Here is a 25,125-nt window from a genome sequence, read left to right on the forward strand (position 1 = left end):
TGTCTACCCTTACGGGCTCGCCGACCGCGGACAGGGCGGGCCTGCTGTCAACGCGAAGCCCCTCACGGAGGAGCCTTGTCACGTTTACCCGGGTTAGCGGTGTTGACCGCGGCCACCCTCGTGATCCCCACTCCCATTCAGGCCAAGGCGGCACCCGACTTGGCCGGATATGTCAACACGTTCATGGGCACCCAGGACGGCGGCCCCGACTTCGGGCATGGCGGTGGAGCCGGGATGAACTTCCCCGGCGCGGCCGTGCCGTTCGGCATGATGCAGTGGAGCCCCGACACGGTGCGTGGCTCCGGCGGCGGCTACAAGTACGAGGACAACCGGCTGCGCGGGCTGTCGCTCACGCACATCTCGGGCCCCGGTTGCCAGGGCGCCGAGGACTTCCCCGTCATCCCGATCTCCGGCACGATCGGCCGCTCGCCCGCCACCCACGGCGAGGACTACGTCCAGACCTTCAAGCACGAGAACGAGAACGCGTCTCCAGGCCGGTACGCGGTGACGCTGGACAGCGCTGTCAAGGCGGAGACCACGGCCACGACCCGGGCCGGCGTGGGCCGCTTCACCGGGCCCGCCGGTAAGCCGCTGACACTGCTGCTCAACGTCACCGGGTCGGTCAACGGCGTGGACGACGCCGAGGCGAGAATCAGCGGCAACACCGTTAGCGGCTGGGCCAGGACCGGCGGCTTCTGCGGCACCGAGAACATGTACTACGTCTACTTCCAGGCCACCTTCGACCGGCCGATCCGGGCGTACGGCACGTGGAAGAACGACTCGGTCGCGCCCGGGGACGCCCAGGTCACCGGCAAGTCCGAGCCCAAGATCGCCTCGCCGGTCAAGCCGCACGGCCTGGTCAACGCCCCGGCCCCGCCAGGCAAGGACGGCAGGCCCGCCGCCGAGCCCTCACCGGCGCCGCAGAGCCAGGCCCTTTCCGCACCCTCGCAGGACGTGATCGTCAAGGGTCCGGGTTCCGGCGTCTACCTGCAGTTCGACGGCGGCAGCGCCGTACAGATGCGAACTGGCCTGTCCTACGTCAGCCTCGACGGAGCCAAGCGGAACCTGGCCAAGGAGGTCGCCTCCAAGGGCTACGACCGCGTGGCCGACGACGCCCGCGCCGCCTGGAACGCCCGGCTCGGCCAGATCCAGGTCACCGGCGACGAGACGCTGAAGCGCACGTTCTACAGCAGCCTGTACCACGCGCTGCTGCAGCCGTACGTCTTCGACGACGCGGACGGGACCTACACGGGCTTCGACTACCGCACCCACCAGGTGCGCAGGGGCCACCACCAGTACGCCACGTTCTCCGGCTGGGACGTCTACCGCAGCGAGATGCAGCTCATCGCGCTGCTGGCCCCGGACGTGGCGAGCGACATCGCCCAGTCCATGTACGACGACGCGCACCAGCTCGGTGACGTCTGGGACCGCTGGTCGCACCAGAACACCATCACCGGCGTGATGAACGGCGACCCGTACCACTCGATCATCGCCAGCGTGTACGCCATGGGCGCGCGCGACTTCGACGCCAAGGCCGCCCTGGCCGCCATGGTCAAGGGCGCCAAGCGCGTCGGCGAGGACGCCGGCACCGGCTACACCGAGCGCCCGGGCAACGCCGCCTACATGAAGAACGGCTACGTGCCCGCCGACCCGTCGACGACGCTCGAGTACGGCATCGCCGACTTCGGCATCGCGCAGCTGGCCGAACGCCTTGGCGACACCGCCACCAGGGACGAGTTCATGAAGCGCGCCCAGGCGTGGCAGTCGACGTTCAACCCGGCCAACGGCTGGATCCAGCCCCGCTTCGGCGACGGCTCGTTCCTGCCGAACTTCGACCCGGCCAGCCCCAGCTGGTACGTCGAGGGGAACGGCGCCCAGTACCACTGGCTGGTGCCGTTCAACGCGCGCGGCCTGTTCGACGCGATGGGCGGCGACGACAAGGCGGCGGCCAGGCTCGACACGTTCTTCACCGAGCTGAACGCGGGACCCAACAAGCCCTACGCCTACCTGGGCAACGAGCCCTCGCTGCTGTCGCCGTGGTTGTACGCCTTCGCCGGGCGACCGTACAAGACCCAGGACATCGTGGCCCGGGCACGCAAGGAGCTGTTCAAGCCCACCCCCGACGGCCTGACCGGCAACGACGACCTGGGCACGATGGGCGCCTGGTACGTCTGGGCCTCGATGGGGATTTATCCCGCTATCCCGGGCAGGGCGGAGCTCATCCTCAACAGCCCGGCCTTCGAGAAGATCACCGTCACCAGGTCCAACGGCAGGACCATCACCATCAACGCCCCCGGCGCCTCGGACACCAACCGCTACATCCAGACACTGCGCGTCAACGGCGCCGCAAGCTCGAAGGCGTGGTTGCCGGAGGGCTTCGCGGGCAGGCTCGACTTCACCATGGGCGCCCAGCCGAACACCGACTTCGGCAAGGATGCCCCGCCCAGCTTCCAGGCAGGTCAGAAGCCCTATCTGGTGAGCGTCGACCCCGGCGGCGCCGCGGCCGAGCCGGGCGGCTCCGTCACCGCCACGCTCAGCGTCCAGGCGGTCGGCAAGGGCGGCACACTCCCGTGGACCGCCAAGCCGCCGGCCGGCATCACCGTCACCCCGGCGACCGGCACCGTCGACGTGCCCGACTACGGCCTCGGCAAGGTGCAGGTCACGGTGTCGGTGGCGGCCGACGCGGCGACCGGGTTCGTCTCGGTGCCGTTCGAGGTCTCCGGCGTCACCGCCGGCATCCGGCTCAACGTCGCCAAGAAGGGGACCATCGAGTGGAACCAGAACAACTCCGGCATCGGTGACGACACCGAGGCGGGGCTGGCCAACTTCGACGGCGGTGGCTGGAGCTACTCCGCCCAGGCCCTGGCCACGGCCGGACTCAAGCCCGGCGCGGCCGTCACCTGGAAGGGGTACACCTTCACCTGGCCCAACCGGAAACCCGGCGAGTGGGACAACGTCCAGGCCAACGGGCAGACCGTCGAGCTCGCGCCGACGGCCGCGAAGTCCCTCGCCTTCCTCGGCGCCGGGGGCAGCGGCGACATCCAGACCAAGGTCACCATCACCTACACGGACGGGACGACCCAGGACGCCACGCTCGGCCTCAGCGACTGGGCGCTGGCGCGCGACGCCTACCCGCCCCGCTTCGGCAACGAGATCGTCGCCAAGACCCCGTACCGCCTCGACGCCGGCGGCGGCAAACAGGAGATCAACGTCTACATCTTCGCCACGGCCCCGATCCAGCTCGACCCCACCAAACAACTCAAGTCCCTAACCCTGTCCGCCCCCACCGGCCGCGCCACAGCCCACGTGTTCGCCTGGAGCCTGCTCCAGTAGCCCTCGCTCCCATCCTCGCCGTACAGGAGTTCGCTCTTGTACGGCGAGGCCGCCCGGCCTTACAGGGGTTTGCTCTTGTACGGCGAGGCCGCCCGGCCTTACAGGAGTTTGCTCTTGTACAGCAAGGCTGTCCGCTTGCAGGGGCTTGCTCCTGTACGGCGAGGCCGCCCCACCGCCACCCGCCGCACTCCGGCTGTGCCCTGTCCAGGGAGACGCTCCTCCGGCGATGCACATGCACCACCGTTACGACGCTTCGTGACGCGGGCACCCGGCTCCCCAGCATCCCGCCGCACAGAGCGCCGACCTTCGCCGCACCCCTCCCCGCCGACCCGGCGCCAGGAACACCCCGGTGGCCGCCGGGGAGAGGTCCGAGGCGGGCCCGGCAATAAGAAGGCCGCCGCGAGCCGCAGTGCCGAGATGTGGCACCTCGTTGTGGGTCAGGGACGTGGCCACGGTGGGCGTTCTAGGCGCCGGGTCGGCGGGGCGAGGTATGGCGAAGGTCGGCGCCCTGTGCGGCGGGAGCCAGGGACCGGGGTGCCCGGCCAAGAAAGTGCCGTAGCGGCCGCAACCCCGCATCGCCGGAGGAGCGTCTCCCTGGACAGGGACCAGCCGAAGTGCGGCGGGTGGCGTGGGGGCGGCTTGCCGTACAGCCAGAAGATCTGGGCACTCGAGCAACCGATCTGGGGTTGACAACGATGTCATTGGGATTCTTGATGGATCTATGCTCCTCGAAGCCCGCGGGATCGTGAAGAGCTACGGACACGTCGAGGCGCTGCGAGGCGCCGACTTCTCGCTGCCGCCCGGCGAGGTCGTGGCCTTGATCGGCGACAACGGGGCGGGCAAGTCCACACTCGCGAAGATCATGTCGGGCGTCGAACAGCCGGACGCGGGCGAGATCCTCCTGGACGGCCGACCGGTGTCGTTCGGCTCGGTGGAGGAGGCGCGCGAGGCCGGCATCGAGACCGTCTACCAGGACCTCGCGCTCTGCGCCGACCTGACCCCGGCCGCCAACTTCTTCCTCGGCCGCGAGGTGCTCAAACCGGGAATCCTCGGCGCGCTCGGCTTCCTCGACAACGCTCTCATGCGCAGCCGCACCCGTGAGGCCTGCGAGCGACTGGGCGTCCAGCTCAAGTCGCAGAGCGCCCCCGTCTCGACCCTGTCCGGCGGGCAACGCCAGGGCGTAGCCGTGGCACGGGCGGTGACGTGGGCCGAACGGGTCGTGTTCATGGACGAGCCCACCGCCGCGCTCGGCGTGCTGCAGACCCAGCGGGTGCTCGACCTGATCCGCAGCGTGCGCGACGCCGGGGTGGCGGTCGTGCTCATCAGCCACAACATGCAGGACGTCAAGGCGGTGTCCGACCGGGTCGAGGTGCTGCGGCTGGGAAGCCGGGTGGCCCGCTTCGCCACCGCGGACGCCTCGATGGAGGACCTCGTGGCGGCGATGACGGGGGCGATGGAGCAGTGACCGGAGAGCGGACCAGACTGTGGGACCGGCAGGTCGTGTGGATCGCGATCGTGCTCCTCGTCCTGCTGGTGGCGTTCTCGGCGCTCAGGCCCGGCAGCTTCGCCACCGCGTTCAACCTGCTCAACCTGGTCAGCGACGCCGCCATCCTGCTACTGCTCGCCACCGGCATGACGTATGTGATCATCACGGCGGGCATCGACCTGTCCGTCGGCGGCGTGCTCGTCTTCTCCGCCGTGGCCGCCACCGAGGTCATGGACGCCACCGGCTCCCTGCTGCTCGGCGCGGCGGCAGCCGTACTGACCGGACTGGCCTGGGGGCTGCTGAACGGCGTGCTGGTCGCGCGCGGCCGGATACCCGCGCTGATCGTGACACTGGGCACGCTGGGCATGTCGCTCGGCGGCGCGCTGCTGCTGACCGGCGGCGTGGACCTGCGCGCGCCCAGCGACCTCAACCTCGGCCTGGGGCTGGACCGCTGGCTGGGCGTGCCGCAGATCGTGTGGATCTGCGCCGCGATCACCGCCGTGCTCGGCGTCGCGCTCGCCCGCACCCGCTTCGGCCGCCACACCTACGCGATCGGCTCCAACGCCGAGGCGGCCCGCCGCAGCGGCGTGGCCGTCAGCACGCACCTGATCAAGGTGTACGGCCTGGCGGGGCTGCTGGCCGGGTTCGCGGGATATCTGTCGCTGGCCAAGTACGGCATCACCGGCGTGTCCGCGCACTCCACCGACAACCTGCAGGCCATCGCCGCCGTCGTGATCGGCGGCACGTCCCTGTTCGGCGGCGTGGGAACCGTGGTGGGCACCGTCATCGGCGTGTTCATCCCGGCCGTGCTGCAGAACGGGTTCCAGATCCTCGGGGTCAAGCCGTTCTGGCAACAGGTGGTGGTCGGCGGCGTGCTCGTCGCCGCCGTCTACGTCGACCAGCGGCAGCGCAGCAGACGCGAGCGATGAGGAGGCATCACACATGCGCAAGGCTGTGGCATTCGGAACGCTGCTGCTCACTCTCGCCGCCTGCTCCGGCGGCGGCAGTGGCCAGATCAAGGTCACGCTGGTCCAGGGGCTGGCGGGCGAGGAGTTCTACGAGACGATGGCCTGCGGGGCCAAGGCCAAGGCCAAGGAACTGGGCGTGCAGCTCGACGTGCAGGGGCCGCAGAAGTTCGATCCGACACTGCAGACGCCGATCGTCAACTCGGTGAGCGCCGGCAAGCCGGACGCCATGCTCATCGCCCCCACCGACGTCAAGGCCATGATCGCGCCGCTCACCCAGGCGAAACAGCAGGGCATCAAGATCATCCTGGTGGACACCGTCGTGGACGACCCGTCGATCGGGCTGTCACGCATCAGCACCGACAACGAGAAGGGCGGCGCGGCGGCCGCCAAGGCGCTGGCCGAGCAGATCGGTGACAAGGGCAAGGCCCTGGTCGTCTCCACCGACCCCGGCGTGAGCACGGTCGACGCCCGCATCAAGGGATTCGAGCAGGAGATCAAGGCCAACCACCCGAACATCTCCTACGTGGGCGTCCAGTACTCGCACAACGACGTGGGCGAGGCCTCCAGGATCGTGAACGCCGCCCTGGCCAAGGACCCGGACCTGGCGGGCGTGTTCGCCACCAACCTCAACTCCGCCACCGGCGCGGGGACCGCGCTGCAGCAGGCGGGCAAGCTCGGCCAGGTCAAGATGGTCGGCTTCGACGCCGGCCCGGCCCAGGTCAAGCAGCTCAAGGACGGCGTCGTCCAGGCGCTGATCGCCCAGCTGCCGGGCGACATCGGCGCCAAGGGCGTCGAGCAGGCCGTCAACGCGGTCAAGGGCCGCCAGATCACCCCGTCCATCCCGACCGACGCCACCATCGTCACCAAGGACAACGTGGACAAGCCGGAGGTCCAGAAGGTGCTCTACAAGGCAGGCTGCTGACAGAACCCGCCTGCCGGTTCGCTGGGAAGCAGGCGGGTTACGTGGACGAGGTCAGGCCGAGCGTTGGGTGGTGAGGGCGGCGGCCACGCCTGCTCGGGAGGAGACGCCGAGTTTGCCGAAGATGCGGGTCAGGGCCGCCTCGATGGTGCGGGGACTGAGGTAGAGGCGGCGGGCGATCTGCTTGTTGGTCAGGCCGGCGCTCACCAGGTGGCTGATCTGGAGCTCCCTCGGGTCGAGCGGTACGGCCGTGCCCGTCCTGCGCAGTTCCCTGGCCGCCGCCTCGTTGAGCGTCCGGGCACCGCTCGCGGCGGCCAGGGCCCTGCCGTACTCCAGTTCCTTGCACGCCGCCCCGACCTCGCCGGCGTCGGCCAGCGCGGACCCGGCCAGGATCCGCGCCCACGCGGCGTACGGCACGTCCCCGCGCCGCTCGAAGGACTCCGCCGCCTCCGCCGCGACCCTCGCGGCCCACCCCGGCGCGGTCGCCTTCAGTGCGCAGGCCCGCGCGAACCCCGCCAGGTCCACCAGCCTGGCCACCCCCAGCCGTGCGGCTAACTCCACCGCTCGCTCCGCCGCCACCTCCGCCTGCGCCGCCCGCCCCAGCACACCGACGGCCTCCGCTGCGCCTGCGGTGGAGCGGGCGGCCGCGGCTTGGGCTTCCGCCAGTACGGCGAGCCAGTCCACCCGGTGAAGCAGGCCGAACGCGGGGAGTTCGGGCCCGCCTCCCCACGCCATCAGGAGGTCGGCGCAGCCCGCGGGATCGCCCATGAGCCGTCTGGTCAGTGCGACCATGCCGATGGCCAGTGACGCGGGTACGCTGCGGCGCCCGGCTGCCGCCTCGACCGCCTCCTCCGCCAGGGCGGCCGCGGCCGCTGCCTCGCCTCGCCAGGCCAGCGCCTGGGCTCGCCCGGCCAGCGCGATGCAGACGAGGTCCGGGCTCCCGGTCTGCCGTGCGGCCTCCAGCGCCTCCGCGAACGCGCTCGCCGCCTCCTCCATCCGCCCGAGCCGCAGGTCCGCCAGCCCGGCGAAGTACCGGATGTGGCTGACCAGGTGCCGCTGGCACGTGCGCCGCGCGAGTTCTCCGGCCCGCCGCAGCAGCTCGTTGGCGTCGTCCATCCGCCCGAGCACCAGCGCCGCGACCCCGGCCCACAACAACGCCCCCACCCGCCGAGCACCCCCACGCTCCAACTGAACGCCCCCGGAAGCGTGATCCGCGAGCAGGGTGGTGGCCTGGAGGGCGTGGGAGAAGGTGGTGGGGGTGATGGTGGCGTGGGCGGCGTCGTCCAGGGCGCGTAGGGCCAGGGCGGTGGCCAGCAGGTCGGGGTCCGGCTGAGTGCGGGCGGCCGCGAGGGTGGCGTCGTTGAGGGGCCAGGGGGTGCAGGGGAGGTCGCCCATGAGGTGGGCGGCGGCCGCCTCGATGCGCAGGGGGAGCGGCGGGTCGGGCTCGGCCGCCAGGAGGGCGAGGGATTCGGCGTGGCGGCCGAGGAGGCGTTCCACCATGGCACAGCGCTCGACGGCCTCGGCACGCAGCGGGCCCGGGGGGAGGGCGCCGATCGTGCGGTGCAGGCGGTCGCGGGCCTCGCGGAGGCGTCCGGTGGCGGTGAGGCTCCGGGCCAGCCGTACGTCGAGCGCGGGGGAGGGCGCGATGCGGATGGCCGCCTCCAGCCAGCGCACCGCCAGCGCGGGGTCGGCCTCCCGCGTGCCCGCGTCGACGGGGTCGGCGTGGGCCGCGGCCTCGGTCAGGATCGCCGCCGCCCGGGTGTCGCCCCATGCGGCGGCCCGCTCGACGTGCGGGGCTCGCAGGTGCGCGGGCGCGCCACGACGCTCCAGTACGGCGAGCGCCCGCACGTGCGCCCCGAATCGCCATCCGGGTCCGCACATGTCGTACACGGCGTCCCGCACCATGGGATGCCGATGCCCCAACACCTCCGTCTCGCCACCATAGGCAGGCCGTACGAGGGACTCGTGCAGGAGGGTCGTGAGGGCGGCACGGGTCGCAGGCAGCGGGAGCTCGGCCACCTCGGCCAGCAGAGGCGCGTCGAAGTGCTCGCCCGCGACCGCGGCCGCTCGCAGGACGCGGAGCTCCACAGGCGACAGACCGGCCAGTTCGGGCTCGACGGCCGCCCGCGGGTCGCCCCCGTCGCGCAGGATCCGCAGGTAGAACGGCACGCCGAGCGCCCGCGCGTGCTCCGCGGCGCCGCACCCCATGGCGAGCGCGTCGGCGACGGTCAGCGGCTCCAGGTCCAGGCGTTCGCCGGGCAGCGCGCCGTGGCGGTCGACCAGCAGGAGCCGGCACGGCGGGTCGCGCAGCAGGTCGTCGAGCAGCGCGAGGGACGGCTCGTCGGCCAGGTGCAGATCGTCTAATGCGAGCAGCGTCCGCCCGGCCAGCGCCTGGCGAACCCAGGCCGCGGCCTCCGCGAGGCCCGTCCGCCACCCGACCTCGGCCCGCGCGCGCCGCGCCTGGGGGAGTGCGTCGAGGAACACCCCGTACGGCACGCCCCGCTCGGCCGCGCACCCGCCGCCGCGGAAGACGGTGTACCCGTCGCACACGGCCTGCTCACACGCCGCCCGCAGCAGCGCCGTCTTGCCGATACCCGGTTCGCCCGCCAGCACCGCCACCCCGGCACGGCGCAGGAAAGCGAGGTGCCGTTCGCGTCCGATCAGCATCCCGCCTCACCCGGCCATCGTGGAGATCGCGCTGACCAGCCCGGCCCGGTTGGCCACGCCCATCTTGCGGTAGATCCGGCCGAGATGCGTCTCCACGGTCCGGGTGCTCACCCGGAGCCGGACCGCGATCTGCCGGTTGCTGAAGCCTTGCCGCAGGAGTACCGCGATGTCGCGTTCGCGTTCGGTGAGCGCCTCCCCGGTCGTCCTGCGCGGGCGCCGCGCCCCGAGCCTGCGCAGCTCGCTGCGGGCCTGGTCGCGCCAGTGCGGGGTGCCGCACGCGGTGAACAGGTCGCGAGCCCGGCTCAGCTCGTGGTGCGCCGCCGTGCTCTCCCCCAGGTCGGCCAGCGCGCCCCCGGCGACCAGCCGCGCCTGCGCCTCCACCATCGGCACTCCCATCTCCGCGAACCTGGTCGCCGCCTCGCCCGCCGCCGCCGCCGCGAGCCGCGGGTCGCCTGCGGCCGCGTGCACCCGGGCCGCCGCCAGGCGCGCATAGCCGTAGGCCGCGGGCACGGTCAGCCCGGCCGCCGCCTCGGCCCACAGCCGGGCCTGCGCCACCCGCCCGAGCCGCAGCTCGGCCTGGACGAGCACGTCGTACCAGTGCGGCAGCCGCGCCGCCGCCATCCTGGGCAGGGCCGCCCGCAGATCACGCAGCGCGCCCTCGGCGTCGCCCGCCGCCAGCCGCGCCATCGCCAGCAGCCCCGCGCACATGGGCCGCCGATGTCGATCCTCCGCGCAGGCCCGCTCTCCCAGCTGTACGGCGAGCTCTACCTCACCCAGGTCCATCGCGATCTGGCACTGCCTGGCCAGCGTCACGCAGACCATCTCCGGGCTCTGCAGCAGCTCGGCGATCTCCAGGGCGTCGCCTGCGCTCTGCCAGGCCTCCGCCAGCCTGCCCGTCCAGAACTGGGACCCGGCCAGCTGCAACAGGAACGCGTGCGCGAACACGTTCTGCCCCGTCGACCTGGCCAGCGGCAGCGCCCTGGTCAGATGCCTGATCGCGTCGGAGAAGCACTCGGTGACGTGCGCGGCCTCCGCCGCCCACATCGCCACCTCAAGAGCCCCCGCCAGCTCGCCGTCCAGGATGCCGTCCAGCAGGGCGGTGGCGTGGCGCGCCTGCCCGACCGCGTCGCCGAAGGCCCGCTCGGCGGCGACCACCGCGAGCACCGCGTGCGCGCCCGCCTCGAACAGGCGGTGGCCTGACCCGATGACGCACGTCGCCCAGGCGCGGGCCCGTTCGGCCTCGCCGGAGTCGGCGTGGATCATCGCCAGGTTCAGCCGCACCCGGGCCAGGTACGCCGCCTGCTCGGGCGGCGCGGCCAGCTCGGACTCCAGCAGCGCGGTCGCGGCGGGGCGGTCGCCGGCGATCTGGTCCAGCGCGACACAGAGGAACACGGTCGAGCCGCGCTCGTCCCCCCACGGCATCGCGGGCACCAGCCGGCGCAGCAGCCGCCTGCTCTCCCCGATCCTGCCCTGCACGTGCAGCGCCCTGGCCAGGGTGTGCAGCAGCTCGGGATCGGCGTCACCGGCCGGGATGAGCTTGAGCGCCGCCCCGAGCCAGTGCGTGGCGCTCGCCGGAGCGCCGGCCAGCGCTTGCTGGGCCGCCTCGATGAGCGTCGCCGCGGCCCGCGCGTCACCCACGGTCGCAGAACGTTCCACGTGGTGGGCCAGTTCGGTCGCCGGCGCGCCGCGCGAGCGCAGCCACTCGGCCGCCCGCCCGTGCGCTCCCGCCAGCCAGGCGTCGTCCGCGTGGTCGTAGGCGGCCTGGCGCAGCAGCGGGTGACGGAAGGCGAGATCGGGACCGATCAGGTCGCGGGCGGCCAGCGTGTCGAGCGCGGCCAGCGTGTCCTCGATCGGCAGCGCGGCCAGGTGCGCGACCTGGTGCGGATCCAGCCCGTCTCCGCCCACGGCGATCGCCGATGCCACGGTCGCCGCCGTCCGGTCCAGCCGCGCGAACTCCTCCGTCGGGGCGCCGGCCTTCAGATAGAACGGGTTCCCGCCGCTCTCGGCGTGGCGGCGCTCGGCCTCCCGCTCGCCGACGAGCTCAGCCACGGCCTCGCGGCTCAGCGGGCCCACGTCCAGCCTGATGTGCCGGGCATGTCCTTTCTGTACGGTCGCCAGCAGCAGCGCGGGCGCCTGCCTCGGCCGGTAGGCCGCCGCCACCAGCAGCGGCGCCTCGGGCGGGTGGCGCAGCAGATGGCTGAGCAGCTCGTACGAGGCGCTGTCGGCCCAGTGCAGGTCGTCCAGGATCAGCAGCAGCCCACGATCGCTCGCGGCCCGCTCGAGTTCGGCCGCGAAGGCCCGGTGCAGCCGGTAGCGCTCCACCATCAGCGCGGTCGGCGGCAGCGACGGCATCCCGGCGAACAGCCCGAACGGCCGCTGCCGCGACACCTCCTGCCCCCGCCCCGCCCGCACCGCGAACCCGTGACGCGTCGCGATCCGCGCCAGTTCGTCAAGCAGGCTCGTCTTTCCGATGCCTGGTTCGCCCCGCACATCCACGAACACCGTGCAGCCCTGCGCGGCCAGCGATACGGCCTGCTGGAGTGCGGCGACCTCGCGACTTCTGCCGGTGAGAGGGTGCTCCCCCATGACGTCTCCGTTCCGGCCCCCGACCAGAAGACGTACCGTACGGCTCCGCGGTTCAACCCCGACCCGAACCTTTTCGCCCTCTATTTCGCCGTTGTCAGAATCGCGAAGGGCGTCCATGGCTGCCGAGCCGTACCGTTCAAGGTCGGGCCGACGGAGCCGGCCGGGGTCAGGCGGGCAGAGCGGCCAGGAGGAAGGCGAGGCGGGCGGCGGCGCTCTCGACGTCGTCGGAGCTGCCGAGCCGGTATCCCCAGGACGTGACGAAGACTCCCTCGTCGGAGCAGGTCACCGTCTCGGTGAGCGTGCTGGAGAAGCGGTTGCGCACCGCAACGTAGGCGGGCTCGCAGGCCAGCGCGAGGCTTTGCACCGAAAGGTCTGCGTGACGTCCCGCGTACCACGCGAACCGCTCCAGGCAGAGCGCGGTATCCAACATCATGCGTCACCTCCGCAACGTCTCGCGACAGAATTGCACGATCTTGAGCCGGGAGGCAAGCAATTGCGGCGATTAATGTGGGGATTGTTTCCCGTAATCGTGAAGAATCCGGATGATGTGGGCTCTGCCCGCCGGGCCGAAGTCGGCGACCTCGCAGAAGTCGTCGAAGGCCCGCACGTAGAAGGCGATGTCGTCGGGATCCCGCAGCACCAGGTCCTTGGTCAGGGTGGCCACGCCGATCATGGCCTCGTTGTAGATCCAGAACCCGTTGATCGGAGCCGACGGCAGCTCGTTGTCGTAGGGGATCACGCCGAACTCCACGTTCGGCAGCGTGCTCACCGCCAGCAGCCGGTCGAGCTGCCCGCGCATCACGTCGACCGGCGTGAGCCGGGTGCGCAGCGCGGACTCGGGCACCACGAAGCGGAACGTCCGCCCCCGGTCGTAGAGGATCTCCTGCCGCTGCATCCGCACCCGGACGGCCGCGTCGATCTGGTCGGGCGCGCTGTAGAGCCGCTTGACCTTCTGGAAGATGTAGCGGGCGTACTCGGAGGTCTGCAGCAGCCCGACCACGATCCCCGGCTCGAACACGCGGAACAGCTTCGTGCGGGCCTCGAGGTCGCGGATGTCCTCCTGGATGGCCGCCAGCCCGCTGCGATGGCGCTGCTTCCAGTCGTCGTGCCGCTCGAGCAGCGCGATCGCCTGCCTGATCAGGTCGTCCGTCGTCTCGGGGGCGGCCTGTACGGCTTGCGCCCACACGACCACGTCGTCCTCGGTGGCCGTCTGGCGGGCGTTCTCCAGGCGCGAGACCTTGGAGGCCTGCCATCGGAGCCGCTCGGCCAGGTCCTTGCCTGACAGATGAGCGGCCTCACGCAACTGGCGCAGCTGGCTGCCCAGATCGATGCGCGCCTGCTGGAACGACGTCACGCCGCAAGAGGCTATTCCCGTGGATGCGGATCATGCCAGGCCCAGTCGCGCAATTGTGATCAATCGATCGCGGCGGGTGTCGATTCCGTGATGTGGAAAGCGTTTGCCTGGAGTACCTGGCGGGCGATCTCGGTCAGCAGCTCGCGCGGAACCTCCACCGCCGACTCCCCGTCGAGCACGTCGCGCAGGTCCGCGAGCGCCTCCGGGTCGGTGACGGTGAGTCCCTGGACGACGATGGTGCCGCGGTCGGTCTCGTAGAGGGTGGGGCAGGCGCCCGCCTCCGAGGTGGAGCCGAGGAACCGCATGCGCATGACGATCCTTCCCCGAGAACAAGAGCAATTGCGCGCAATTGTAGGGCTCGGGAGATCAAAAGCGACCGTCTTACGAGAAATCGGCATATTTGGCGCGAGCGGCTTCGATCTTCTCAGGAAGGAACTCCGTGGGCCAGGGTCCCGGTGCCGGTTCGTAACCCTTGAGAACCCTGCGGGCGATCGACGCCTGGTGCACCTCGGTCGGCCCGTCCATGATCCCCATCAACGGTGCCGCCTGCCACAGTCGGCCCAGCGGCGTCTCGTTGGACACCCCCAGCGCCCCGTGGATGTGCATGGCCCGGTACACCACGTCGTGGAAGACCCGGGCGGCCGCCACCTTGCACGCGGCGATCTGGGTGCGCGCCTCCCTGGTCGAGGACTGGTCGATCAGCCAGGCCGTGTGCAGCACGAGCAGCCTGAACTGCTGGATCTGCAGGTAGGAGTCGGCGATCGCGGCCTGCACGAGCTGCTTGTCGGCCAGCACGCCGTCGTAGGTCTGCCGGCTCAGCGCCCGCTCGCACATCATGTCGAAGGCCTTCTTGACCGCCGCCACCGTGCGCATCGCGTGGTGGACCCGGCCGCCGCCGAGCCTGGCCTGGGCGACGGCGAACGCCCCGCCCTCCTCGCCGAGCAGCGCGTCGGAGCCCACCCTGACACCGCTGTAGCGGATGTGGGCATGCCCGCCGGACCTTTCACCCATCGTGCCGATATTTCGGATGATTTCCACGCCTGGTGTGTCGGCCGGGACCAGGAACATCGACATCCGCCTGTACGGGTGCGCCTCGGGATCCGTGACCGCCATCACGATGAGGAAGGAGGCGTTGGCGGCGTTCGAGGTGAAGTACTTCTCCCCGTCGAGCACCCACTCCGCGCCGTCCTTGACGGCCCGCATCCGGAACATCCGGGGATCGGATCCGCCCTGCGGCTCGGTCATCGAGTAGGCGGAGAACACCTCGCCCTCAAGCAGCGGCTTGAGATAGCGCTCCTTCTGGTCGGCCGTGCCGTACATCGCGATGATCTCGGCGTTGCCGGTGTCGGGCGCCTGGCAGCCGAAGACGACCGGAGCCCAGGTGGAGCGCCCGATCAGCTCGTTCATCAGGGCCAGTCTGAGCTGCCCGTACCCCTGGCCGCCCAGCTCGGGGCCGAGGTGGCAGGCCCACAGCCCCTGCGCCCGCACCTGCTCCTTCAGCGGGTCCACGATCTTGCGGAGCCGGTCGTCCAGCCGCTGGTAGGCGCGGCCGGGGAAGGCCAGGTCGAGCGGCTCCACCTCGTCGCGGATGAACGCGTCCATCCAGTCCAGCTTGGCCTGGAACTCCGGTTCTACTGAGAAATCCATGTCTGCGCCCTTGCGAAGAGGTCCAGCGTGGTCTGGTGGAGCAGGTCGCCGATGTCCTTCGGCGCCTTGCCCGCGCAGGCGCGCGCGTGGCTGCCCTCCAGGATGATGCCGAGCTTGAAGCAGGCCAGCACCGCGTACCAGTCGACGGCCGACAGGTCCCGGTCCGACAGCTCGGCGTAGTAGGCCACCAGCGCCTCGGGGGAGGGCAGCCCGGGCACGTGCCCGTTGTTCGACGGCCAGGTGGCCAGCAGCCAGCCGAGGTCCAGCAGCGGGTCGCCGATCGTGCACATCTCCCAGTCGACGATCGCCGCCACCCTCGGCCCGTCGTGGGCGAACATCAGGTTGGCGAAGTGGTAGTCGCCGTGCATGATCCCCGGCGTGAAGCCGGCCGGCCGGTTGGCCTCCAGCCAGGCGGCGGTCGCGTCCAGGTGCGGGATGTCGGGACCCGGGTAGCCGTCGAGCCTGCCGTACGACTCCAGCTCGCCCAGCCAGCGCGGCACCTGCCGCTCCAGGAAGCCCTCGGGATGCCCGAAGCCCGGCAGCCTGCCAGGATCGACCCGCCCGAGCTCGGCCAGCGCGGCGGCCGCCTCCAGCCCCATCCGGTGTCTGATCGCCGGGTCGCCCGCGTGCAGGGCGGGCAGCCCCGTCGAGGGGTTGAAACCGTCGACGGGCTCCATCAGGTAGAAGACCGGCTCCTCGGCGGTCTGCGCCGCGATCAGCCGCGGCGCGGGCACCCGCGTGTCACGCAGCACGCCGAGCAGGCGCGCCTCCCGCCGCAGTACCTCGTTGCTCTTCTGCCGCGCGTGCAGCGGCGGCCTGCGCAGGATGTACGGCCTGCCGCCCCGCTCGAAGCGCACCATGACGTTCTGCGTGCCGCCGAGCACCGGCGCGACCTCGGTGATCTGCCCGCCGGGCAGGCCCTGCCCGTCCATCCAGCCGCCCAGCGCCGCGAAGTCGACGGCGCCGACGTCGATATGGGTGGAGGTCATGGCCGCCCTTCGACAGAACGTTATTCTGGAGGCGAATCTATCAAAAGGGTCACCCCAGGGCCACCATGAACGGCGTGAACAGCCGGCTCCTGTCGCCGGGCAGCCTGCCGCCGCGGACCATCAGCGCGTTGGGGAAGCCCTGGTCGACGCCGTTGGCCTTGGCCCAGGCGGTGAGCTCCTCCTGCCGGGTGTCCAGGTCGAGCCTGACGGGCACGCCCCAGCCGGTGGCCAGGTCGCCGATCAGCGCCTTGGCCTGCTCCACGTCCTGGGCCACGACGGGGCCGATGACCAGGTAGCCGCCGTTGCGCCAGGCCCCGCCGTACCCGGCGACGCGGCCGTCGCGCTCCAGGACGCGCAGGCGCTCGTGGAAGGCGGGCATGCGGCGCAGCAGCGGCGCGCGGTCGGTCTCGAAGACCTCCGCGTCGAGCTCGACGATCCGGTCGAGGTCGTCCTCGGTGGCGGCGCGGGTGGCGCCGGACGGCTCGCCGCGGAACAGGCCGCGGCAGGAGTCGACCCGGCCGACGGTCTCGAAGCCGAGCCGCTCGTAGACCGGCCGGCCCTGGGCGGTGGCATGCAGGGAGACGATCCGGTCGCCGGCCTGGTCCAGCACGTAGCGCATGACGCGGGTGGCCAGGCCCTGGCGCTCGTAGCGGCGGGCGGTGAGCACCATGCTGGCCACGGCGGAGTCCTGGCCGTAGCGGACCAGGACGGTGGTGGAGGCCAGGCCGTCGCCGTCGGGCGCGTCCAGGCCGTACACCTCGCCGGCGGCGAAGAGCAGGCGCCACTTGTGCTCCTCGGCGCCCCAATCGCGGCTGATGGCCAGGTCGGTGCAGGCGGGCAGGTCGTCGAGGTCCAGGCGGCGTACGTCCACGCCGCACATCCTGGTGGGGCCGGCTCCCGGCAGGCAAAGGGTTATGCGGGAGTATGGGGCCTCATGACGTGTGTGGTGGCGATCGACGTGGGCGGTACCTCCATGAAAGGCGGGCTCGTGGCCCGCGACGGCACGATCCTGCACGAAGAGCGCCGCCCCACGCCGCGTGCCGAGGGCCCCGACCGGGTGATCGCGGCGATCGGCGCCTTCGTCGCGGATCTCGTGGCAGGTGGGGAACCGGTGGCCGTGGGGTTGGCGGTGCCCGGCCTGGTGACGCCCGAGCGGGCGGTGTTCGCCGCGGCCTTCGGCTGGCGGGACGTGCCCGCCGCGGCGTTCGCGGACGTGGACCTGCCGGTGGCGCTCGGCCACGACGTCCGCTCGGCGGGCGAGGCGGAGCTGGCCCATGGGCTGGTCCATGGGCTCGTCCATGGCGAAGGACGCGACGGCGACGGGCGCCACGTGCTGTTCCTCCCCATCGGCACCGGCATCGCGGGCGCGGTCGTCCTGTCCGGCGGCCTATACGGGGGCGCCGCGGGGTGGGCCGGGCAGATCGGCCACATCCCCGTGTGGCCCGACGGGCGAGCGTGCGGTTGCGGCCAGCGTGGCTGCCTCGGCCAGTACGCCTCCGCCTCCGCGATCGCGGCCCGGTGCGGCGAGAGCTCCGCCGCCGACGTGGTGCGCCGCATGCGGGAGGGTGACCCCGAGGCCGCCCGGGTGTGGGCCGAGGCCGTGGAGGCCCTGGCCATCGCGCTGGCCACCTACACCCTCGTCGCGGACCCCGCGCTGATCGTGATCGGCGGCGGCCTGTCCCTGGCCGGCGAGGCGCTCCTCACGCCGCTGAGAAGCCGCCTCGCCGCCCGCCTCGCCTTCCGAGCCGCCCCGGAACTCCGCGTGTCGCGGCTCGGCATGCGTGCCGGAATGCTCGGCGCCGCGCTCCTCGGCTGGCGGGCCCACGACACCCCGCGTGGCGCTCGCGGGTAGCCCGGTCACCGCACTTCGACCAGCAGCCGGCGACGGTCAATCGGGTGTGAGATGCCGTGGAATATCCGCGGTCGCCGCCCTGAGTTCCTCGCCCAGGGCCTTGGCCTGCGGGTCGAGGCGGGGGCTCGCGGCGACGCCCCGGCCCAGGAGGCCGTGGACGACGAAGTTCAGCGCGTGCAGGTTGGGCAGCTCATACCGGTCGACGGCGTAGGGAGCCAGGTGGGGCAGGAGCTCCTTGAGCCGCTCGACGGTGAGGTAGCCGGCCAGCCACGCGTACGGCTCGGCGCCCGCGACCCACACGCCGAGGTTGGCGTTGCCGCCCTTGTCGCCCGATCGCGCTCCGGCGAGCCTGCCGAGGGGCATCCGGATCGTGGGCCGGTCGCCGTACGAGGGCGCCGAGGGCCGCCGTAGCTCCTCTCGCCGGGCCTGCGCCGGAGGGGGCTCCTCGTAGGGGATGCGAACGCCGTCCAGGTGGACCTCGGGGTTCACCTGGACGGCCGGAATGAGGACGGGCCAGTAGACGCCGTACGGCGAGGCGTTGCCCGGGGGAGTCAGGCCGTAGAAGCCCGGGTAGCTGGCCAGGCCCGTCTCCACCACGGCCGAGGAGAAGCGGCGCCCGGCCACCTCCTGGTGCGGGGACATCACGGTGATCCGCAGCAGCGGCGGGTCGAAGGAGACGTCCACCTGGTCGAAGGAGTCGCGCGGGACGCGCGCCCAGATCGCCTCCTCCGCGACGCGGGCCTTGTCCGCCACGTCCAGGCCCGTCAGCACGAGCGTCATCGTGTTGCGGTAGCCGCCCAGGTAGTTGACCGCCACCTTGAGCGTGTCCGGCGGCGCCTCGCCCCGCACCCCGGAGATCCGCACCCGGTCGGGACCGTCGTCCGACAGCGTGATCGTGTCGAAGCGGGCCACCACGTCGGGACCCGGGTAGCGCGGCGCGCCGATCTCGTACAGCAGCTGAGCCGTGACCGTGCCGATCGACACCAGCCCGCCGGTGCCCGGATGCTTGGTGATCACCGCGGACCCGTCGGCCTCCAGCTCGGCGATCGGGAACCCGCAGTGCGCCAGATCGGGGACCTCCTGGAAGAAGGCGTAGTTGCCGCCCGTGGCCTGGCAGCCGCACTCGATGACGTGGCCGGCGACCACCGAACCGGCCAGCGCGTCCAGGTCGCCGGGCCGCCAGCCGTACCGCCAGATGCCGGGGCCCGTCACCAGGGCGGCGTCCGTGACGCGGCCCGTCACCACCACGTCGGCGCCGGCCGACAGCGCGGCGGCGATCGGGCGGCCGCCCAGGTAGGCGTTGGCCGTCAGCGGCGTGGCCGCGAGCTTCTCGCCGGTGTCGGCGTTGACCAGGTCCAGCTCGCGGCCCGTCAGATCGTCGCCCGTGACATGCGCGACCTTGGGTGAGAGCCCGAGCCGCGCGGCCAGCTCGTGCACGGCCGCCGCGCAGCCGGCCGGGTCCAGCCCGCCGGCGTTGGTCACGATTTTTATGCCTTCATCTAGGCATGTTCCTAGGACCTGCTCGAGCTGCTTGAGAAAGGTAGGCGCGTATCCGGGGCGGCCCTTGAGCCGGTTGCCGGCCAGGATGAGCATGGTCAGCTCGGCCAGCCAGTCGCCGGTCAGCACGTCGATCGGGCCGCCCTCGACCTGCTCGCGCGCCGCCGAGAGCCGGTCGCCGTAGAAGCCGCTGCAGTTGGCGATCCGCAGCGTCACGACAGCCGCTCCTTGAGCACCGACTTCTGGATCTTCCCCGCGGGGGTCAGCGGCAGGTCGTCCACGATCTCCAGCCGCTTGGGCACCTTGTAGTCGGCCACCCTCGCCCCGCAGTACTCCAGCAGCTCCTCCGCCGTGGCCGAGGCGCCTGGCCGCAGGACCACCGAGTAGTGGCCGATCTCGCCCAGCCACGGATCCGGCAGCCCGACCCCGGCCGCCATCGCCACCGCGGGGTGGGTGACCAGGACGTTCTCCACCTCGACCGGGTAGACGTTGTAGCCGCCCTGGATGTACATCTCCTTCCTGCGGCCCTTGAGCGCGATGCGCCCGGCGGCGTCCATCGAGCCCAGGTCTCCGGTGGCCAGCCAGCCGCCGGGCAGGAACGTGTCGGGCGCGTCCTGGCCCCAGTACCCGGCCGCCACGCACGCGCCCCTGACCTGCAGCTCGCCGATCCCGTCCACGGCGTCCTCGATCCTGGCCTCGAAGTCGCCGATCACCACGCCGATCGTCGACGACACCGCCGCCACGTCGTCGTCCGGCCGCGACAGAACGCAGGCGCCCGAGCTCTCCGACAGCCCGTACAGGTTCAGCACGCGGCCCTTCGGGAAGCCCGCCATGATCCGCTCGCACAGGGCGGGCTCCACGTTCGAGCCGCCCGCGATGCACATGCGCACCGACGCCACGTCGAAGGTGGCGAAGCCGGGGTGGCTGAGCATCATGACGTACATCGTGGGGACGCCGCCGAAGATCGTCGCCCGGTGCCGCGAGATGGCAGACAGGGCCGCCTCCGCGCTGAAGGCCGGCAGCAGCACCACCGCGCTCCCGGTCAGCAGGGCCGTGGCGATCGTGCAGGTCAGCCCGCCCACGTGGTTGAAGGGCATGTTGCCCACGATCACCTCGCTGCCGTAGCCGAAGTGCGCGGCCTGCGCGGCGGCCGAGGCCAGGATGCCGCGGTTGGTCAGTACGGCACCCTTGGGGCGGCCGGTGGTGCCCGAGGTGTACAGGATCACGGCGGGATCGTCGGGCCCGACCTCGGACTCGGGCGCGGCGGCCGTGCCGTACGGGATCTCGGTGCAGACCGCGACGCCCATGTCCCGGTAGTGGACGGCGGTCTCGGCGTCCGTCACGGCGAGGCTGGTGCCGGAGTGGCTGAGCATGTGCCGCAGCTCGGCCTCGCGGTAGCGGGGGTTCAGCGTGACCACGATCGCGCCGAGCTTCATCGCGCCGAAGAACAGTTCCAGCCACGCAGGCCCGTTCGGCAGCGCGACCGAGACGCGGTCGCCCTTGCCGACGCCCCGCTCGGCCAGCCCGGCGGCGACCCGGTCGCTACGCTCGTCGAGCTCGCCGAAGCTGATCGTCTCCTCGCCGTGATGCAGAAACGGCGCATTGCGCGGAGCCGCACGCAAGGCGGCAGCGATCGTGGACACGGGATCCTCCCTGCTACACGTCGGGAACCCACTTCGGGGGGCGTTTCTCCATGAAGGCCGCGATGCCCTCCTGGCCCTCGGCTGAGGTGAAGCGCTGGGCCGACAGGGCGGTCATGCGCCGCAGGCCCTCCTCGAAGGACACCTCGGGGATCTCCCTGACCAGGCGCTTGGTGATCGCCAGCGCCTCGGGGCCGCCCTTGATCAGCATCTCGGCGTAGCGGGCCACGGTCGCGTCCAGTTCCTCCGCCGGTACGGCACGCGTCACCAGGCCGATCCGCTCGGCCCTGGCCGCGTCGAAGACCTCGCCGGTCAGGAAGTACTCGGCGGCTGCCCTCGGCTCCAGCCTGCGCAGCACGGGCACGGAGATCATGGCCGGCACGACGCCCAGCCGTACCTCGGTGAAGGCGAACGACGCCGACAGCGGCGCGATCGCGAAGTCGCAGGCCGCGACCAGGCCGAGGCCGCCCGCGCGGGCGGTGCCGTTCAGCCGGCAGATGACCGGCTTGGGGCTCTCCCAGATCAGCGAGAGGATCTCGGGGAAGGAGGCCGTCACAGGCGCGTCGCCGGTGCCCTGGGCGGGCTCGACCCGCTGCTCCTTCAGGTCGGCGCCCGAGCAGAACACCGGTCCCGTGCCGGTCAGCACGATCACCCGGACCTCGGGCTCGCCCAGCGCCCAGTTCAGCCGGTCCTCCAGATCGCCGAGCAGCCGCACCGACAGCGCGTTGCGGTTCGGCGGCGAGTCCAGCGTGATCGTGGCGATGCCATCGGCGAGCTCCTTGTGGACCAGCCGCGTCATGCGTCCCCCTCCTGGTTGATGATCACCAGCACCGTACCCGCCTCGACCTGCAGGCCCTTCTCGACGCGTACGTCGGAGACCACACCGCGGGCGGGCGCGACGATCCGATGCTCCATCTTCATCGCCTCCAGCACCAGCACCTCCTGGCCGCCGGACACGACCTCTCCCGGCTCGACGGCCACGCGCAGCACGGTACCGGGCATGGGCGCGGTCAGTGAGCCCGGGGCGACGCGTTCGACGGGTTCGGGCAGGCGGGGGATCGGGGTGAGCGTGACCTGGCCGTGCGCGGAGTTCACGTAGACCTTGCCGTCGTGCTCGGCGACCTCGAACCGCAGGCGCAGGCCGTGCCGCTCCAGGACCACCTCGCCCGGTGCCGCGCTGACCAGCGTGTACCCGTCGGGGAGCGGGTCGTAGGCGGTCTCCGCCTCCTCGAAGCGGGCGAGGGACGGCTGGGACCGGACGTTGCGCCAGCCTCCCGGGATCGTGGCCAGGACCTTGGCCTCGGCCCGGTTGCGGGCGGCCATGGCCAGTGCGGCTGCCAGTGCGGCCGTTTCCAGGTCGGAGTGCTGGCCCGTGAGGTCGTGCTCGTCAAGGAAGGCCGTGTGCGTGTCGCCGGCCCGGAAGTCCGGATTTTTCAGGATGTTGACGAGAAGATCGCGATTTGTCGTGAGGCCGTGGAGTTTGGCGCGGGTCAGCGCGTCGGTGAGCTTCCTGATGGCCTCGGTACGGCCGGCGCCGTACGCGATGACCTTGGCCAGCATCGGGTCGTAGTAGGGGGAGACGTGGGAGCCGGACTCCACGCCCGAGTCCACCCGGACCTCGCCGCCGATCTCGAAGCGGTGGATCACGCCTGACTGCGGCAGGTGCCGGTCGTCCTCGGCGTAGAGCCTGACCTCGACGGCGTGCCCGCTCGCCTGCGGGGCCTCGGCGAGCCGGGCGCCCTCGGCGATCTCCAGCTGGAGGCGGACCAGGTCGACGCCGTGGACCAGCTCGGTGACCGGGTGCTCGACCTGCAGCCGGGTGTTCATCTCCAGGAACGCCACGGTGTCGCCCCTGACCAGGAACTCGACCGTGCCCGCGCCCTCGTAGCCGATCTTCCTCGCGGCGTTGGCCGCCGCCTCCAGCAGGATCCGCCTGGTGTCCTCGGAGATCCCGGGGGACGGGCACTCCTCGACGACCTTCTGGTGCCTGCGCTGGATGCTGCACTCGCGCTCGCCCAGCGTCCACACGGTGCCGTGCCGGTCGGCCACGACCTGGACCTCGACGTGCCGTGCCCGCTCCAGCAGCGGCTCCACGAACACGGTCCCGTCGCCGAAGGCGGCCTCGGCCTCCCGCCGGGCGGCCTCCACCTCGCGCTCGAAGTCCTGCGCCGCTCGGACCACGCGCATCCCGCGACCGCCGCCGCCCGCGGCCGCCTTCACGAGCGCGGGGTAGCCCTGTTCTTCCGTCCACGACGGCAGCACCGGGACCCCGGCCTCGGCCATCAGGCGCTTGGCCTCGATCTTCCAGCCCATCGCCGCGATCGCCTCCGGCGACGGGCCCACCCAGGTGAGCCCGGCCCCGATCACGGCCCGGGCGAAGTCCGCGTTCTCCGACAAGAAGCCGTAGCCGGGGTGGACGGCATCTGCGTCGGCCACCGTACAGGCCTCGAGGATTCGCGCGATGTCCAGATAGGTCTCGCCGGGCCGCACCCCGTCCAGCCGTACGGCGAGGTCGGCCTCGGCCACGTGTGGCGCGGAGGCGTCGGCGTCGGAGAAGATCGCGACCGTCGAGATGCCGAGCTCGCGGCAGGTGCGGAAGATCCGCCGGGCGATCTCCCCGCGGTTGGCGACGAGCAGGCGTGTGATCATGGCCGGAACACCCCGAAACTGCCCTCGGCGGGCTCCGCTGCGCTGTTGATGGCCGACAGGCAGATGCCCAGCACCGTCCTGGTGTCGCGCGGATCGATCACCCCGTCGTCGTAGAGCCGCCCGGACAGGAAGAACGGCAGCGACTCCGCCTCGATCTGTGCTTCCACCATCGCCCGCATCGCCGCGTCGGCCTCCTCGTCGTACACCTGGCCGCGCGCCCCCGCGGCCGCCCTGCCCACGATCGACAGGACCCCGGCCAGCTGCGCCGGGCCCATCACCGCCGACTTCGCGCTCGGCCAGGTGAACAGGAACCTGGGGTCGTAGGCGCGCCCGCACATGCCGTAGTTGCCCGCCCCGTACGAGGCGCCCATGGTGACGGTCAGGTGCGGCACGGTCGAGTTGGACACCGCGTTGATCATCATGGCGCCGTGCTTGATGATGCCGCCCTGCTCGTACTCCTTGCCGACCATGTAGCCGGTCGTGTTCTGCAGGAACAGCAGCGGCGTGCGCGACTGGTTCGCCAGCTGGATGAACTGGGTGGCCTTCTGCGACTCCTCGCTGAACAGCACGCCGCGCGCGTTGGCCAGGATCCCGATCGGGTAGCCGTGCAGCCGTGCCCACCCCGTGACCAGGGAGGAGCCGTAGAGGGGCTTGAACTCCTCGAACTCACTGGCGTCCACGATCCGCGCGATCACCTCGCGCGGGTCGAACGGCACCTTCAGGTCCTCGGGGACGATCCCCAGCAGCTCCTCCGCCGGATGTCTCGGCTCCTGTACGGCGAGCGGCGCGTTGCCCAGCTTCCGCCACCGCAGCGACTTCACGATGTTCCGGCCCATCCGGAGGGCGTCGTGCTCGTCCTCGGCCAGGTAGTCGGCCAGCCCGCTGGTCCTGGCGTGCATCTCCGCCCCGCCCAGCGACTCGTCGTCCGACTCCTCCCCGGTCGCCATCTTCACCAGCGGCGGCCCGCCGAGGAACACCTTCGCCCGTTCCCGCACCATCACCACGTAGTCGCTCATCCCCGGCACGTAGGCGCCGCCGGCCGTCGAGTTGCCGAAGACCAGCGCGATCGTCGGGATGCCCGCGGCCGACAGCCGCGTCAGGTCGCGAAAGATGCGGCCGCCCGGGATGAAGATCTCCTTCTGCGTCGGCAGGTCGGCGCCGCCGGATTCGACCAGGTTGACGTACGGCAGGCGGTTCTTGAACGCGATGTCGGCGGCGCGCAGCGTCTTGCGCAGGGTCCACGGGTTCGACGAGCCGCCGCGGACGGTCGGGTCGTTCGCGGTGATCACGCACTCGACGCCTTCGATCACGCCGATCCCGGTCACCACGCTGGCGCCCACGGGGAAGTCGCTGCCCCACGCGGCCAGCGGCGACAGCTCCAGGAACGGGGAGTCGGGATCGATCAGCAGCTCGATCCGCTCGCGGGCGAGCAGCTTGCCGCGCTTACGGTGCCGCTCGACGTACTTGTCCCCGCCGCCCGCGACGGCCTTGACCTGCTCGGCCTCCAACTCGGCCAGCTTGGCCAGCATCGCCTCGCG

At 71.8% G+C, this 25,125-nt stretch carries 18 protein-coding genes; 5 read left to right on the plus strand and 13 right to left on the minus strand.

Going from position 1 to position 25,125, the window contains the following annotated elements; translation table 11 throughout:
• The first annotated feature begins 75 nt into the window (after window positions 1-75).
• The 4 genes from ACIBHX_RS05205 to ACIBHX_RS05220 all read left to right on the plus strand — a co-directional run bounded on the left by ACIBHX_RS05205 (window position 76) and on the right by ACIBHX_RS05220 (window position 6,709).
• The gene (locus tag ACIBHX_RS05205; RefSeq protein ID WP_397064378.1) at window positions 76-3,333 is read left to right on the plus strand and encodes a GH92 family glycosyl hydrolase; all 3,258 of its coding nucleotides are present in this window, start codon (window positions 76-78) and stop codon (window positions 3,331-3,333) included.
• A 721-nt stretch (window positions 3,334-4,054) separates the two neighbouring features.
• Window positions 4,055-4,798 (plus strand): ATP-binding cassette domain-containing protein, encoded by a 744-nt coding sequence (locus ACIBHX_RS05210; RefSeq protein ID WP_397064380.1) that lies wholly within the window; start codon window positions 4,055-4,057, stop codon window positions 4,796-4,798.
• Window positions 4,795-5,748 (plus strand): ABC transporter permease, encoded by a 954-nt coding sequence (locus ACIBHX_RS05215; protein ID WP_397064381.1) that lies wholly within the window; start codon window positions 4,795-4,797, stop codon window positions 5,746-5,748. The genes ACIBHX_RS05210 and ACIBHX_RS05215 overlap by 4 nt, the downstream gene beginning before the upstream one ends.
• 13 nt (window positions 5,749-5,761) lie before the next feature.
• Entirely contained in the window at window positions 5,762-6,709 is a 948-nt protein-coding gene (locus ACIBHX_RS05220) for an ABC transporter substrate-binding protein (protein WP_397064382.1), read from the plus strand.
• A gap of 51 nt (window positions 6,710-6,760) precedes the next feature.
• Here ACIBHX_RS05220 and ACIBHX_RS05225 read toward each other — a convergent pair whose 3' ends face one another.
• From ACIBHX_RS05225 to ACIBHX_RS05260, 8 genes are all read right to left on the minus strand, one after another.
• The gene (locus tag ACIBHX_RS05225; RefSeq protein WP_397064384.1) at window positions 6,761-9,373 is read right to left on the minus strand and encodes a LuxR C-terminal-related transcriptional regulator; all 2,613 of its coding nucleotides are present in this window, start codon (window positions 9,371-9,373) and stop codon (window positions 6,761-6,763) included.
• A gap of 6 nt (window positions 9,374-9,379) precedes the next feature.
• On the minus strand, window positions 9,380-11,959 hold the full coding sequence (locus ACIBHX_RS05230) for an ATP-binding protein (RefSeq protein WP_397064386.1): 2,580 nt from the start codon (window positions 11,957-11,959) through the stop codon (window positions 9,380-9,382).
• Between the two features lie 166 nt (window positions 11,960-12,125).
• Window positions 12,126-12,392 (minus strand): hypothetical protein, encoded by a 267-nt coding sequence (locus ACIBHX_RS05235; protein ID WP_397064388.1) that lies wholly within the window; start codon window positions 12,390-12,392, stop codon window positions 12,126-12,128.
• A gap of 69 nt (window positions 12,393-12,461) precedes the next feature.
• A complete protein-coding gene (locus tag ACIBHX_RS05240) occupies window positions 12,462-13,313 on the minus strand; it encodes a helix-turn-helix domain-containing protein (protein ID WP_397064390.1) in 852 nt (283 codons plus the stop codon).
• Window positions 13,314-13,372: 59 nt separating this feature from the next.
• The gene (locus tag ACIBHX_RS05245; RefSeq protein ID WP_397064392.1) at window positions 13,373-13,624 is read right to left on the minus strand and encodes a hypothetical protein; all 252 of its coding nucleotides are present in this window, start codon (window positions 13,622-13,624) and stop codon (window positions 13,373-13,375) included.
• Window positions 13,625-13,694: 70 nt separating this feature from the next.
• A complete protein-coding gene (locus ACIBHX_RS05250; RefSeq protein ID WP_397064394.1) occupies window positions 13,695-14,960 on the minus strand; it encodes an acyl-CoA dehydrogenase family protein in 1,266 nt (421 codons plus the stop codon).
• The gene (locus ACIBHX_RS05255) at window positions 14,945-15,949 is read right to left on the minus strand and encodes a phosphotransferase family protein (protein ID WP_397064396.1); all 1,005 of its coding nucleotides are present in this window, start codon (window positions 15,947-15,949) and stop codon (window positions 14,945-14,947) included. The genes ACIBHX_RS05250 and ACIBHX_RS05255 overlap by 16 nt, the downstream gene beginning before the upstream one ends.
• 49 nt (window positions 15,950-15,998) lie before the next feature.
• Window positions 15,999-16,820, minus strand: coding sequence for a GNAT family N-acetyltransferase (locus ACIBHX_RS05260; RefSeq protein WP_397064398.1), 822 nt, complete (start codon window positions 16,818-16,820; stop codon window positions 15,999-16,001).
• 63 nt (window positions 16,821-16,883) lie between these two features.
• Between ACIBHX_RS05260 and ACIBHX_RS05265 the strand changes: the two genes are divergently transcribed.
• The gene (locus tag ACIBHX_RS05265; protein ID WP_397064399.1) at window positions 16,884-17,801 is read left to right on the plus strand and encodes an ROK family protein; all 918 of its coding nucleotides are present in this window, start codon (window positions 16,884-16,886) and stop codon (window positions 17,799-17,801) included.
• A 36-nt stretch (window positions 17,802-17,837) separates the two neighbouring features.
• Here the strand turns inward: ACIBHX_RS05265 and ACIBHX_RS05270 are convergent, their stop codons facing one another.
• Genes ACIBHX_RS05270 through ACIBHX_RS05290 form a run of 5 tightly spaced genes read right to left on the minus strand, consistent with a single transcriptional unit; the run spans window position 17,838 to window position 25,116 of the window.
• Window positions 17,838-19,514 (minus strand): acyclic terpene utilization AtuA family protein, encoded by a 1,677-nt coding sequence (locus tag ACIBHX_RS05270; protein WP_397064401.1) that lies wholly within the window; start codon window positions 19,512-19,514, stop codon window positions 17,838-17,840.
• Window positions 19,511-20,941 carry a class I adenylate-forming enzyme family protein gene (locus tag ACIBHX_RS05275; RefSeq protein WP_397064402.1) on the minus strand — a complete coding sequence of 477 codons (1,431 nt, stop codon included), beginning with the start codon at window positions 20,939-20,941 and terminating at the stop codon, window positions 19,511-19,513. Before ACIBHX_RS05275 ends, ACIBHX_RS05270 begins: the two co-directional genes overlap by 4 nt.
• Window positions 20,942-20,954: 13 nt before the next feature.
• Window positions 20,955-21,737, minus strand: coding sequence for an enoyl-CoA hydratase-related protein (locus ACIBHX_RS05280; RefSeq protein ID WP_397064404.1), 783 nt, complete (start codon window positions 21,735-21,737; stop codon window positions 20,955-20,957).
• Complete coding sequence (locus tag ACIBHX_RS05285) at window positions 21,734-23,587, minus strand: biotin carboxylase N-terminal domain-containing protein (protein ID WP_397064406.1); 1,854 nt, start codon at window positions 23,585-23,587, stop codon at window positions 21,734-21,736. Before ACIBHX_RS05285 ends, ACIBHX_RS05280 begins: the two co-directional genes overlap by 4 nt.
• Window positions 23,584-25,116 carry an acyl-CoA carboxylase subunit beta gene (locus ACIBHX_RS05290; RefSeq protein WP_397065026.1) on the minus strand — a complete coding sequence of 511 codons (1,533 nt, stop codon included), beginning with the start codon at window positions 25,114-25,116 and terminating at the stop codon, window positions 23,584-23,586. Before ACIBHX_RS05290 ends, ACIBHX_RS05285 begins: the two co-directional genes overlap by 4 nt.
• Between the last annotated feature and the right edge of the window lie 9 nt (window positions 25,117-25,125).

Origin of the sequence: Nonomuraea sp. NPDC050536 (genome assembly GCF_044457685.1) — a bacterium.
GTDB lineage: Bacteria > Actinomycetota > Actinomycetes > Streptosporangiales > Streptosporangiaceae > Nonomuraea.